This window comes from Ruegeria sp., assembly GCF_965243365.1.
In the GTDB taxonomy this organism is placed as follows: Bacteria; Pseudomonadota; Alphaproteobacteria; order Rhodobacterales; family Rhodobacteraceae; genus Ruegeria.
Genome location: NZ_CBDEUW010000001.1, coordinates 656060 through 669106 on the forward strand (window position 1 = coordinate 656060; position 13047 = coordinate 669106).

Genomic DNA, 13047 nt, shown 5'->3' on the forward strand with positions numbered 1-13047 from the left:
GCTTCAAAGAAAAGGTCACAGCCCCGCGGTCAGGAGCGGCATACGATGAATGATAGGCAAAACGTTCTATTTATCATAATTGATCAGCTACGTGCGGACTGTTTGTTCGGAAGCTTGGCAGACCACGTGGATCTGCCCAACTTACGCGCCTTGATGAATGACAGCGTTACCTTCACTCGGCATTTTTCGGTCACCAATCCTTGCGGCCCGTCGCGCGCGTCATTGTTGACCGGGCAATATTCGATGAACCACCGCTCGGTGCGCAATGGCACGCCGCTGCGCCACGATACGCCTTCGATTGCCAGTGAAATGCGCAAAGCAGGGTATTTGCCGATGCTGTTTGGGTACACGGATACAGCACAAGACCCCCGCGTATTTGATGAAAATGACCCAGCCCTCAAATCCTATGAATTCCATATGCCTGGCTTCCAGGAAATGGTTGAGATGCGGATGGAGATGTCTTTCCCGTGGCGGTCGCATCTGAAGAACCGGGGTTACAGATTCGACACTTATTTCGATGTGTTCAAGCCGGTCGCGCCAGATGGAGGTGCCCCCGCCTTGAACGATCCGGCACTATATAGGGCCGAAGATAGCGACACCGCCTTTCTGACGGATCGTTTCCTTGAAACTATGCCCGCTTACGCCGATGCGGGGCAGGGGTGGTTTGCCCACTTGACCTATCTGCGTCCACACCCACCGTTGGTTGCCCCCGCTCCCTATAATCGGATGTATGATCCGGATGCTCTGCCCCTGCCGAAATGCCTGGGCACACCCAAGGATGAAGACGCGGTCCACAGCTTTCTGGCGGCAGCTCGCGCAAGTAACCGGATCGCGAGCTTCGTCGAAGGGTTTCCAGAGCTGGAGCCGACCGAAAAGGCCGTGCGTGCGCTGCGTGCGATCTATCTGGGCCTGGCGACCGAGGTGGACCATCACGTTGGCCGCGTTGTGCAGTTTCTGAAAGAAACCGGTCAGTATGGCAACACACTTTTGGTGGTGACCTCGGATCATGGGGAAATGCTGGGGGATCGTCATTGCTGGGGCAAAATGTCGATCTTCGATGCGGCTTATCACACCCCACTGATCATCTGCATGCCTGGCGGGGAGTCCGGCAAGCGGATCACCGCGCCGACAGAGTCCATCGACGTCACGCCCACAATTCTCGATTGGGTTGGGCAGGCCATACCTGACGCGATGAACGGCCGGTCCTTACTGCCCTTCCTGCGCGGGGAAACCCCAACGGATTGGCGAGAATACTCATTCTCAGAGCTGGATTTCGCCCATCCGCTAGAGCCAACCCAATGGCAGCGCGATTTGGGCACCGATTTGGCCGATAGCTGTCTGAGCATCTTGCGGAATGACCGGTTCACCTTGGTCGAGTTTGCTGCTGATCTTCCACCGCTGTTGTTTGATAGCTCTGGGAAAGGTGAGTTCGAAAATGTTGCCGCTCGTCCAGAATACGCAGCAACATTGGCTCAGTTGACCCGAGAAATACTGCGCCACCGCATGCGCCACATGGACAAGACGCTTTCCAACTGGATGATCACACCCGAAGGCCCGCGCCATCCGGCCTCACATAAAGAATTGCGGCCCGGTTTCAGGTCGGGTCATCAGTAGCTTTTGGGTCGTTGTACCGGTTGAGATCCAAAATCCCCGCCTGAACGGGATCTTGCTGGGTAAAGAGGGCATGAATTCGGTCGCTATCCGACCAGAAGTCAGGGCTGGTCCTACGCACACCGTAATCCGCAACGAAGGACATCCAATCACTTTGGGTCCGGATCAACTTTAGCGCATCAACAAAACTGTTGAGCTGATCTTGCTGCACCTTGAAGATAAAGTTCGGATAGCTTGCGAACAGCCCCGGAAAGATCGAGAGTACGTCCGCCTCGGGATTGCGACGGGCAGCTTCATGGAACAAGAAAGCTATGTTGTAGTGCGCCTTGTCATGGGTGATCGTGAAAATTTCGGCGTCGCCGTCGCTCTGTTCAACCAGCAATAGAGAAAGGTCTGGCAGGAATTTAACCCACGGGCCGGGCTGGTTTGCGAGGTTACGAAGAGTTGTAACGGTCGCATCCCCGTGACCTTGCAGGCAGCTGTCATTCAGGCATCGGTTGATCGGGTCCACGGTGGGCCACAGACCTTGACCGCGGTCAAGAAGCGCCAGAAGGAACTCCTGTTTTGGTGCATCCGTTTCAAAGTGAGCGCCAGTTGGAAAGCTGTCGTCAATGCGACGCTGATGCCAGTATGTGTGGATTTCAGCCAAAATACCCTGATACCATTCTTCATGCATTCCGGCCCTGAGGTTTCGGGGCATGAAGGTCAAAAACAGGTCTTCGCTCTCCATCCTCAACTCGTCCATATACAGCCGCGTCGCAAGCTGATGTTCGACCCGCCCGAACACGTCATATCCGGCAACGAGGTTATAATAAATCCGCTCGAAAATCGGGAAATCGATGACCCAGGCGGTCTCGGGAATACCTCCGTGAAACCCGGTCGTGGCCGAGGCATTGTCGAAATGCCGGAAAACAGTGATCAGCGCATTGGGGTTTGTGCCTTCGCCATCCCAGATTGCACCATAGTCAAAGCCTGTTTCATGGGCAGAGCTGGCCTGATATCGGGCGTCCCGGAACTCCAGATATTTGGCTTTATTGTGGTGTGAAAACCCTTGCAAATCGCCCAACGTGCCGTGATCGACATCTGCAACCGGCAACTCAAGCACCGATGCGCCATCACGCAAAAAGGCAGGGTCGGTGACCGACAAATCGGCATCAGGGTCCAGAAAGCTGACCCAGAACCGATCTTCGATCACATCAACGGCGGTTTCCCCATGGCACACCGGACCTCGGATGAAGCTGCGAACGAAAAACAGGGCATCGTCCAGCAGGAACTGATAGCGGCTGCGCGCAGGGATCGCCGCGAAAGTACTGAATGGGTTGCCACCATCGGCAACACCATAGGGGGGCAGGTCCGCAACGCTCCACTCGGCATCCAGAAACAGCTCTGTGTATCGCGCCATACGGTCCGGTCCGATCGTGTAAACAAGATGTTCCTTGTGCACGATCGTTTCGCGTACCGGCTGAAGCCGATAGTAGAACAATTCGTAGCCCGGGTCGTCGAGCGGACGGCGGGTCGCAATGACTTCAATGTCAACACCGGACGGGGTTGAGGAACGCACCAATTGGAAAAACCGCCTTGGGTCATCGCCCGAAAAGTGAAGCCGTGCGAGGAACAGATGCTCGAAAAGGTATCTGCTTGTCAGCTGGTTTCGCGGGTCAGTAGCATTCAGAAAATCCTCCCACGCTGAGACTTGCGCGGCGATTTCATCAGGGATATCGACAGGCGATGTGAATGCCGGCGTGCCCGCATTGACCCAGGATTGCAGAGCCTGAAACTCCTGAGGATCCAAAGGTGCGGTGGCATAGGGCATTCCAGCCAGCGGGTGGCTGTCCTCAAACGAGTCGAACTCGTCCGCAGACGGGCAGACCAGTTTTCGATCCAGTTTAAGATCCAGTGCTTCCGGCAGCGGTTGATCTTCTGGCAACGTGGCTTTTCGGCCAAGCGCCAGATACCGCTCGAGCACCGACCCCGCCTGCTGAGGTTCGGTGACCGAATGAAACCCAAGCGCCCGCCACTCGGGAACCGTCTGGGCGTCGACCCCAAGGCGTGTTGGTGGTGCATCCCTCAGCCGTTCCGTGTGATAGACAGCCAGCTTGCTACCACCCCGCAACAGGCCGTCCGGCGAGGTCAGCTTTAACTGGCAGGGGGCGTCATAACAGCTGTGGCAAACGACGCAGCGATGGTCGAGGATCGACTGAACGTCCGCCCAATCTTCAACAGATTGTGCATCGGACGACTGTGCGCTGACTTTTGAGATGCCAATGAAAACAAAGACGGCCAGCGCGATACCAAGCCGAAATATCCAGCGTTCAATTGGTCCAGCGTTCAGCATTTTTGCCTCCTCACCAATAAAATCTCCGACCAACCTTTGGGAAAAGCCTGACCACATAACGCTGCGGTTGCAATCCCTTCACAAGCCGACTCGACGGGAAAACATCCCGGAATCCTTACCCCTGACGCAAGACGTCGGGTATTCGGACAGACACCCATCAATCGGATGAAGCCGACCCGCCGGTTTTGCGCCGATCTGCGGCATGGAAACGGTTCACGATGCTTTCATTCCATTCCAGTTGATCCCCGTCGGTTTCCAAGGCTTCAACTGTGCTGGCTTCCAGCAGGAATGTAGCGTGCATTGGTACAACGCCATCGATCACCATCATTCGATGATCGGAAGGGTCAATGGACAACACGCCTGTCAACCGAACTGGTTCGTGGAAATAAGACGGTGTCCAGTGGTTTTGCAGCCGCACGCGGATCATTTGGTTTGGCGGAGGCGGCGGCATATGACTGCACATGCCCGGTTCGGGCACAAGGTAGGCCACGGATTGGCCGTCAGCGTCAGGTGGTGCGGGGATCGCAAAACCGGCTATCGTGATGGTCTGCCCATCATACTTTGGGTTGCCCTCGGTTCCCGCCAGAGTTCTGCGTTCAATCACGGTCTCGCGCTGGGACAGCAACCAGTCCACGTCGATCTTGTCGGTGGCCAACGCCTCCTCGGTGGCGTTTAGAAGTGCATGCCATTTCTGGCGTTCCTTTTCACTGCCATGGCTCTGCTGCAATCTACCGCGCAATCGAATAACGAACAGAACATCGTCAAGCTGCTCTGCGCTTAGGTCGCGATAGGGGTCTTCGAAGGTTTGCGCCGAAGGGTCAGGAAGGTTCGACCAATCAATCTTCAAACCCGCCAGAACAGCGACGGGACAGACACAGGCCAATGCCAAAACTGTCAGAACCAAAACTGACTTCCGCATGAACAAACCTTTTCCGAACGTATACCTCTTACATCAAATCACTCATCAACCGCAGCCAAAACTAAAAAATCTCGGCTAGATTACTGTCAATTATGGGGATATTGGTATTGATTGAAGGTACGTTTTTGCGTCTTCGGTAGACCTTTTCCAATCATCCTGCTGCCGGAAATTTTAGTCCTACTAAAATAAATTTTGATCTTCCGGCAATAATTCTGTTCAATGGCGTGCACCATCTGAACCGCAGGAGACCCGTATGCAAGCCCCGACCGAGCGTACCAAATCCAAACAAAAAGGTAAGCCGACCGAGCTGGGGCAGGCCATACGTCGGCGTCGCAAAGCGATGGGGAAGACCCTGGAACAGGTGGCCAAATCTGCCGAGTTGACCACAGGGTTTCTGTCTCAGGTGGAACGCGGGCTTAGCTCTCCGTCACTGACGTCTTTGATGGCGATTGCCGCGGCGTTGCAAACCAGCGTCGAACAGCTGCTGAGCGTGCCCGAGGTGTTCTCTCAATATGTTGCAAAGGACAGCAGGCAGACATATTCACTAGGCACGCGCGGGCGATTTTATGAGAAACTGGGCCCGGGTTTTGCCGGAGCTTTGTTTCATCCCCAGATCGTGCATCGCCCCCCCGGACATGTGTCCGAACGGATGTGTCATACGGGCGAGGCGTTCTGTTACCTGCTGTCTGGACAGTTGGAATATCATCTGGGCGATCAGGTTTATACGATCTCACCCGGGGACGTCATTCATCACGATACGTCTACGCTTCACTACTCGATTGTGCTGGGCGAGACCGAAGCCGTCGAACTATGGGTAACAACTTCGCCCATAAGTGACTCGGCCAGGACCAAGTAGTTCGGTAAAAAAAATTCTTACAATACTAAAAATAACTTTAGTATTGCCAAGAATCGCTTATTCTTCCTCTCGTACAAGCACTTGCTTTTGCGGGAGGAGAATAGAATGAAACTAAGAACGGTACTGGGACTAACAGTTGCCGCAACGCTGGCCATGCCTGCGTTCGCGCAGGAAAGGGGCGGAACGCTGAACTTCGCCCGCTATGATGGATCGCGGCTGATTGACCCGATCTATGCGGATCGCAACCCCGACATTTGGATGGTCGGCAGCCTGTTTGACACCTTGTTGCGCAGCAGCCCTGACGGCAACTCGGTCGAACCCGGTCTGGCCGAGGAGTATTCGGTATCCGACGACGGTAAGACCGTTACGCTGACCCTGCGCGAAGGCATTCTTTTCGCTGACGGCTCGCCTATGTCTGGTGAAGACGTTGTGTTCTCTCTTGACCGGGCGCGGAACCCCGATCTCAGCCCTTGGGCAGGTCTTCTGGGGTCGATTGACAGCGTTTCAGCCGATGGCAACGCGATCACGATTGCCTTGAAAGACCCGGATCCGACGCTGCTGTCGATGCTGGCCACTTTCAACACTGCTATTGTCTCCAAAGCGGCATTCGATGCGGCCGCCGGTGAAACGGATCAGGACAAATCCGCCGCGATTTTTGCTTCGACCTCAGCCGGGGTTGGGTCTGGCCCGTTCTATCTGTGTGGCTTCGAACAGGGCGCATCAATGGATTTCTGCGCCAACGAGAATTATTGGCGTATGGGGGCGGACGGGAAGCCATTGCCATATCTTGATGGTGTACATTTCGAGATTATTCCCGACGATGCAACCCGTATCCTGAGCCTTCAGGCCGGTGAAGTGGATGCTGCTGAGTTCATTCCATTCAGCCGCGTGGCGGAACTGGAGGGTGATCCGAACATCCACATGCATCTGTACCCGTCGACAAGAATTATCTACTCGCCGATCAACAGCCGTGACACCCGCTATGACGGATCACCCAACCCGTTGGCTGATGCGCGCGTGCGGCAGGCGCTGAACTACGCGACTGACAAGAACGCACTGATCGGAGTTGTCCTGCACGGCGCGGGCAAACCCATGAGCTCGCCGCTTATGGCGGCGGCGACCCAATATTCTGCCGATCTGAGTGACCGAATGTACGCCTATGACCTGGAAAAGGCCAAGGCACTGGTGGCTGAGGCCGGGCTGGAACCAAATACCAAGGTAACCCTGACCACACTGGCAGGTTCTGCGGATGACGCGACGATCTTTGCCGCGCTTCAGCAGATGTGGGCCCCCTTGGGTATCGCGCTTGAGGTCGAGCAGGTCGATGGTGCAACCCGCGGCGCAAAAAACCGCTCGGGTGAGTTTGACATCCATACCTACGGATGGGTGAATGACGTCAACGATCCATCGCAGGTCGTGGGCTGGCTGGGCTACTCGCCAACCCGCAGCGCTGTTGGCACTGGTTGGGAAAGCGCCGAGTTCAACGAACTGTTCGAGGCCGCCGCGACCGAGATGGACCCCGAGGTCCGCAAAGGCCAGTTCGCCAGAATGCAGGAGATTTATGCCGAGGCATCCCCCCTCCTGTTCATGTATGAAACCCCGTTTGCAGTTGCTTTGGGAACCGCAGTCGAGGGCTATGTTCAGACGCCTTTGGGCAATAACATCTTCGATGAAGCCACAGTCAGCCGTTAAAAGCTGACACCTAAGCCTCGCCGCGAGATGCGGCGGGGCCCTTTGCGGAGCGTAGACTTGTCCAGTCTGAACTACATCTTCAAACGTCTTTTGATGATGGTCCCGACCTTCTTTCTGGTCATGGTCATCATTTTTCTTCTGGTTCGTCTGTTGCCCGGCGATCCGGCCATTGCGATGGCGGGGGACCGTGCTTCTGATGCCGATATCGCGGCGATCCGCGAACGGTTGGGCCTGACCGAACCGATGCTGGTACAATTCTGGCTGTTCCTCACCAACACACTGCAGGGCGATCTGGGTCGGTCGATCTTGATGCGGACGGATGTGATCGACGTGATTGCCGACCGCCTGCCGGTCACCGTGTTTCTGACCGTATATTCGGTTGTGCTGTCGCTGCTCATCGCCGGACCGCTGGCTTTTGTAGCCGCACTCAATCGCGGCCGCTGGCCCGACGCAGTGATCCGCACCGTGTTTCAGGTCGGGCTTTCGATGCCTGTGTTTTATATCGGCCTGGTTCTACTGACCTTCCTTGCCGCGCAACTCCGGTGGTTTCCGGTGGGCGGTTATGGCGACACGTTTGGCGAAAAGCTCTATCACCTGTTTCTGCCATCCGTCACGGTGGCGCTCTATACATCCGCAATCATCATGCGAAACCTGCGCAGCGCGATTATCGAGGTTCTGGACGCCGAATATGTCCAATTCGCCCGCGCCAAGGGGCTGCCTTCGCGTCTGATCCTTGGGCGGCACGTGTTACGCAACGCGTTGATCTCGACGGTTACTCTGCTGGGTCTGTCCATCGGCAACCTGATGAGCGGTACGCTGGTCACCGAAACCGTATTTGCGGTGCCCGGCATGGGGCGACTGATGCTCGAGGCGATTTTTGCCCGCGATTACCCCATGATTCAGGGCCTGACCCTGACCTTTGCCATTCTGGTTTCATTCGTCTTTCTGATGACAGACCTGTTCCAGAGCCGCCTTGACCCGAGGATGCGCCTGCAATGACTGATGCAACCTTTTCCGCAGACCGCCCGTCCTTTGTACGGATGGCGCTCCGCAAGCCGGGTTTTGTCGCCGGGCTGTTGATCATCGGGTTTTCGGTCCTGTTGGCCGTCTTCCCGGGCTTTTTCGCGCCCTATGATCCAAACGCGATCGACTATACGGCGATCCGGCAGCCGCCCTCATGGGTACATCCGTTTGGCACGGACCTGTTGGGTCGCGACAGCCTGTCCCGTGTGATCTGGGCCTATCAGGTCAATATGCAGATGGCTGTATTCGGTACGGTGTTCGCGCTGGTGACCGGAGTTATCGTCGGGGCCCTGGTTGGATATTACCGAGGCATCGCTGACCTGATCTTTGGCCGCATCGTCGATGCCGTTATTACCTTTCCGTTTCTGGTGTTGGTCATCGCAGTAGTTGCGGTGCTGGGACCGGGATTGGTCAACATGTATATCGCCATCTCGGTGGTCTACTGGGTCTACTATGCCCGTCTGATGCGGGCTGAGGTGATTGCCCAGATGGGCAATGACTATGCCTCTGCCGGGGTTGTTATGGGGTATTCCGACCGGCGCATTATCTTTCGCCACCTGCTGCCCAATGCGATTACCCCAGTCATCGTCTACTGGATGACCGATATGGCGCTTGTGATCCTGTTGGGGTCATCGCTGGGTTATCTGGGCCTGGGCGCTCAGCCTCCGCAAGCGGAATGGGGCGTGTTGATCGCCGAAGGGCGCAACTTCATTTCGACCGCATGGTGGCTGAGTCTGATGCCGGGCCTTGCCATCGTTCTGACGGGCCTTGGCTTTTCGCTGTTGGGCGATGGGCTGGCCGATCTGCTGAGACCGCGAGGGTAGGGGATGGACAAAGACACACCGATCCTGCAGGTCGATGGCCTGAACACCACGTTCCACCGCAATGGCCGCCCCTTGCCCGCGCTGCGCGATGTCAGCTTCTCGGTCGCTCGCGGCGAGGTTCTGGGGCTGGTCGGCGAAAGCGGCTCGGGCAAAAGCGTCACCCTGCGTTCGATCATCGGATTGGCGCGCCGCTACGGAGATGTGACCGGACAGGTGCGCTGGCAGGGTCGCGACCTGGTGGGGATGCCGGATCGTGCGCTCCGCCAGATCCAGGGCCGTGAGATTGCGATGATCTTTCAGGAGCCGATGACTTCGCTGAACCCGTTGCTGACGGTTGGCCTGCAACTTGAGGAAACACTGCGCGCCCATACCGATCTGTCACGCAACGCGCGGCGGGATCGCGCAATCGAGATGCTGGATCTGGTTGGTATCCCCTCAGCCGCGCAGCGGCTCAAGGACTATCCGCACCAGTTTTCCGGGGGCATGAGGCAACGTGTGATGATTGCCATCGCACTGGCGGCCAACCCAAAGCTGCTGCTGGCGGATGAGCCGACAACGGCTCTGGATGTGACCATTCAGGCGCAGATCCTCGATCTGATCCTGCGTCTGGCACAGGACATGGATATGGGCGTGGTGCTGGTTACCCACGATCTGGGCGTGGTGGCGCAGACTTGTGACAATGTTGCGGTCATGTACGCGGGCCGGATCGTCGAACAGGGCGCTGTACGGGATGTGCTGCGCGAGCCGCGCCATCCCTACACAGTGGGCCTGATGCGATCGGTGCCTGAAAATCTGCCGCCGCGAACACCTCTCTATTCCGTGCCCGGAGTACCACCCGGACTGGAAGATTTGCCTACGGGTTGCGCATTCGCGCCACGCTGCGCGGCCTGCGTTGCAGCCTGCGAACAGGACCGGCCTGCCTTGTCACTCATTTCGGATGGGCGGCAAGTGGCCTGCTTCAATCCCGTCACAAACTCTCAGGGGAACGCTGCATGACCGGTACGGTAATGGAAATCCGCGACCTGCACCTGCGCTTTCCCATGGGCCGCAGTCCGGCCGACTTTGTCACCGGTCGCCCGGGCCGGGTGGTGAATGCGCTGAACGGCGTCAGCCTGGACCTGATCAAGGGTGAAACACTGGGCGTTGTGGGAGAATCCGGTTGCGGTAAATCCACGTTGGCCCGCTGTATCGTGCGCCTTTACAAACCAAGTGAGGGCGAAATCCGATTTGACGGGCAGGATGTCTTTGACGGCGATCAGCGCAAGGATCGCGCTTACAACCGACGCGTCCAGATGATGTTTCAGGACCCGTATTCCTCGCTCAACCCGCGCATGACCACCGGGCAGATATTGGCCGAAGCGCTGCATGTGCACGAAATGCGCCCCGAAGCCGACATTCCCGGTCGCGTCGCGGAACTTCTGGAACTGGTGCGTCTACCGCAAGACTCACAGCACAAATTGCCCCATGAATTCTCGGGCGGTCAGCGGCAACGCATTGCCATTGCTCGCGCTCTGGCCGTTGAACCCGAGGTATTGATCGCGGATGAGCTGGTTTCGGCGCTGGATGTCTCGGTTCAGGCGCAGGTTGTCAATCTGCTGTTGGAATTGCAGGAAACACTGGGCCTGACGATCCTGTTCGTCGCCCATGATCTGCGTTTGGTCCGTCATGTGTCAAACCGGGTGGCGGTGATCTATCTGGGCCGGATTGTCGAGATCGGGGACAGTGAGACGCTGTTTTCGGCCCCGGCCCACCCCTACAGTCAGGCTTTGTTGTCGGCAGCCCCCTCGCTTAACCCCGATGACCGGGGCGACACGATCAGGCTGGAGGGCGAACTGCCTTCGCCGCTGAATATGCCCTCGGGTTGTCCGTTCCATGTACGCTGCCGCCACGCAAGCGACATCTGCAAACAAAAGGTTCCCACACTGATGCCATTTGAAGGCCGCGGCGAAGTCGCCTGCCATCATGTCGAAGCGATCAATACCCATGCTTGACGCCCCCGAAACAACGCGCGGCCCGGTCGTTGCAGCCCTGAGGGCAGAATTGCAGGCACGCAGATTGGACGCTTTTGTCCTACCCCGCTACGATTCACATCAGTCTGAGTATGTCGCGCCGCATGACGAGCGGTTGGCGCATGTCACCGGATTTACCGGATCGGCGGGGATGGCCATCATCACGATGGAAACGGTCGCTGTGTTCGTGGATGGGCGGTACGTCGTGCAGGCCGCCAATCAGTGTCCCGAACCCCTGTTTTCCCAACATCATCTGCTCAATGACCCACCCGAACATTGGCTGGCCACGCAATCCCAGCCGGGTTGGCGCATTGGGTTCGATCCAATGCATATTCCCCCGGTTTGGTATGATCGTTTCGCTGATGCCTTGCAGCAGGGCGAATTGGTTGCGGTGCACAACAACCCTGTCGATGCAATCTGGAACGACCAACCGTTACCCCCACTCGGCAAGATCGAGCCCTTTCCGGTTCAGTTCTCTGGCAAGTCCGCGCAGGACAAGATCAATGACCTTACGGAAAAGATGCGGGCAAAAGGGGCCGCATTTCTGGTCGAGACGCAGCCGGACAATATCGCCTGGCTGCTGAATGTTCGTGGCGCGGATGCGGAATTCGTTCCCGCACCCCATTCGTTTATTTTGATTGATGCCGAAGGTCAGACGCAGTGGTTTGTCGCGGCGCAAAAACTGGACACAGATGTCAGGGATCATCTACCGGCCTCGGTACAGGTGCACGCAACAGAGGGGTTTTTGCCGACGCTGGAAGCGCAGGTCGCAAAGGGGAAAGGCGTTTTGTTCGATCCCGAATTCTGTCCGTCTGCTGTTCGCTTTGGCTTGGAAAAGGCAGGCGCCAAGCTGATGCCATTGCCCAGTGTTGTAACGGCTGAAAAGGCCCACAAAAATCCGGTAGAACTGGAAGGCATGCGCGCCTGCCATCTGGAAGACGGTATCGCCCTGACCGAGTTCTGCGCCTGGCTTGCCAACGAAGTCCCCCATCGCGCCAAGGCAGGCCAACCGGTGACCGAGCGTGAAGCGGAACAATCGGTCCTGGGATTTCGCAGGGCGCGGTCCGGGTTCCTCGGGGACAGCTTCAACACGATTTCTGCAGCTGCCGGAAATGCGGCTATGTGCCATTACGCGACGCAAGAAGATAACAGCGTCCCGATCCCGGCCAATGCCACCTATCTTCTTGATTCCGGGGGACAATATGACACGGGCACCACGGACGCCACACGCAGTTTTGCCTTTGGCCGCAAGCGGCCCGACGGTTATGATCGGGCTTATACCGCTGTGTTCAAGGCTTTTCATGCCATCGCCACCCTGCGATTTCCCGAAGGAACACAGGGGCATCACATTGATGCAATCTGCCGCCGCCCTCTCTGGGACTTGGGGTTGGATTACGATCACGGCACCGGCCACGGTGTAGGGCATCGCCTATCTGTACACGAACACCCTCAGCGCATCGGCAAACCTTACAACCCGGTAGATCTTGCCCCCGGCATGATCCTGACCATCGAGCCGGGTTACTATGTACCAGAGCAGTTTGGGATACGCATCGAAAACCTGTTTGAAATCACACGGGCTCAGGACGGGTTCATGGAGTTTTCCAACCTGACCTGGTGTCCCATTCAGACCGACATGCTGATCGTCGATATGCTGACCCGCGCCGAGCGTGACTGGTTGAATACCTATCATGCACAGGTTTTGGATCACTTGGGCCCCGGGCTGTCCTCGTCTGCACTGACATGGGCAAAGGCCGCCTGCCAACCGATCGGATAAACGC

10 protein-coding genes are annotated in these 13047 nt (G+C 57.1%); 8 read left to right on the top strand and 2 right to left on the bottom strand.

The features are described 5' to 3' along the window. The first annotated feature begins 45 nt into the window (after positions 1-45). Positions 46-1614: a sulfatase-like hydrolase/transferase gene (locus tag ACP0GE_RS02975; protein ID WP_424830514.1), complete on the top strand. Its 1569-nt coding sequence runs from the start codon at positions 46-48 to the stop codon at positions 1612-1614. Here the strand turns inward: ACP0GE_RS02975 and ACP0GE_RS02980 are convergent. After that, positions 1595-3946, bottom strand: a complete 2352-nt coding sequence (locus ACP0GE_RS02980) for a fatty acid cis/trans isomerase (protein WP_424830515.1) — start codon at positions 3944-3946, stop codon at positions 1595-1597. The two genes, ACP0GE_RS02975 and ACP0GE_RS02980, sit on opposite strands and share 20 nt — an antisense overlap. Positions 3947-4103: 157 nt before the next feature. After that, positions 4104-4865 carry a DUF3299 domain-containing protein gene (locus ACP0GE_RS02985; protein WP_424830516.1) on the bottom strand — a complete coding sequence of 254 codons (762 nt, stop codon included), beginning with the start codon at positions 4863-4865 and terminating at the stop codon, positions 4104-4106. Positions 4866-5118: 253 nt separating this feature from the next. On the opposite strand from ACP0GE_RS02985, the gene ACP0GE_RS02990 reads away from it, so the two are divergent. From ACP0GE_RS02990 to ACP0GE_RS03020, 7 genes are all read left to right on the top strand, one after another. Continuing rightward, a complete protein-coding gene (locus tag ACP0GE_RS02990; RefSeq protein ID WP_424830517.1) occupies positions 5119-5721 on the top strand; it encodes a helix-turn-helix domain-containing protein in 603 nt (200 codons plus the stop codon). 105 nt (positions 5722-5826) lie between these two features. Continuing rightward, on the top strand, positions 5827-7413 hold the full coding sequence (locus ACP0GE_RS02995) for an ABC transporter substrate-binding protein (protein ID WP_424830518.1): 1587 nt from the start codon (positions 5827-5829) through the stop codon (positions 7411-7413). Between the two features lie 57 nt (positions 7414-7470). Then, positions 7471-8412, top strand: coding sequence for an ABC transporter permease (locus ACP0GE_RS03000; protein WP_424830519.1), 942 nt, complete (start codon positions 7471-7473; stop codon positions 8410-8412). Beyond that, complete coding sequence (locus tag ACP0GE_RS03005) at positions 8409-9260, top strand: ABC transporter permease (RefSeq protein WP_424830520.1); 852 nt, start codon at positions 8409-8411, stop codon at positions 9258-9260. Before ACP0GE_RS03000 ends, ACP0GE_RS03005 begins: the two co-directional genes overlap by 4 nt. A gap of 3 nt (positions 9261-9263) precedes the next feature. Next, entirely contained in the window at positions 9264-10256 is a 993-nt protein-coding gene (locus ACP0GE_RS03010; protein ID WP_424830521.1) for an ABC transporter ATP-binding protein, read from the top strand. Continuing rightward, positions 10253-11251: an ABC transporter ATP-binding protein gene (locus ACP0GE_RS03015; protein ID WP_424830522.1), complete on the top strand. Its 999-nt coding sequence runs from the start codon at positions 10253-10255 to the stop codon at positions 11249-11251. The genes ACP0GE_RS03010 and ACP0GE_RS03015 overlap by 4 nt, the downstream gene beginning before the upstream one ends. Continuing rightward, entirely contained in the window at positions 11244-13043 is a 1800-nt protein-coding gene (locus ACP0GE_RS03020; protein ID WP_424830523.1) for an aminopeptidase P family protein, read from the top strand. Before ACP0GE_RS03015 ends, ACP0GE_RS03020 begins: the two co-directional genes overlap by 8 nt. The last annotated feature ends 4 nt before the right edge of the window (positions 13044-13047 follow it).

Coding starts and splice junctions, on each gene's coding strand:
- ACP0GE_RS03010 (WP_424830521.1), top strand. CDS start 9,264: ATGGACAAAGACACACCGATCCTGCAGGTCGATGGCCTGAACACCACG.
- ACP0GE_RS02990 (WP_424830517.1), top strand. CDS start 5,119: ATGCAAGCCCCGACCGAGCGTACCAAATCCAAACAAAAAGGTAAGCCG.
- ACP0GE_RS02985 (WP_424830516.1), bottom strand. CDS start 4,865: ATGCGGAAGTCAGTTTTGGTTCTGACAGTTTTGGCATTGGCCTGTGTC.
- ACP0GE_RS02995 (WP_424830518.1), top strand. CDS start 5,827: ATGAAACTAAGAACGGTACTGGGACTAACAGTTGCCGCAACGCTGGCC.
- ACP0GE_RS02980 (WP_424830515.1), bottom strand. CDS start 3,946: ATGCTGAACGCTGGACCAATTGAACGCTGGATATTTCGGCTTGGTATC.
- ACP0GE_RS03015 (WP_424830522.1), top strand. CDS start 10,253: ATGACCGGTACGGTAATGGAAATCCGCGACCTGCACCTGCGCTTTCCC.
- ACP0GE_RS02975 (WP_424830514.1), top strand. CDS start 46: ATGAATGATAGGCAAAACGTTCTATTTATCATAATTGATCAGCTACGT.
- ACP0GE_RS03020 (WP_424830523.1), top strand. CDS start 11,244: ATGCTTGACGCCCCCGAAACAACGCGCGGCCCGGTCGTTGCAGCCCTG.
- ACP0GE_RS03005 (WP_424830520.1), top strand. CDS start 8,409: ATGACTGATGCAACCTTTTCCGCAGACCGCCCGTCCTTTGTACGGATG.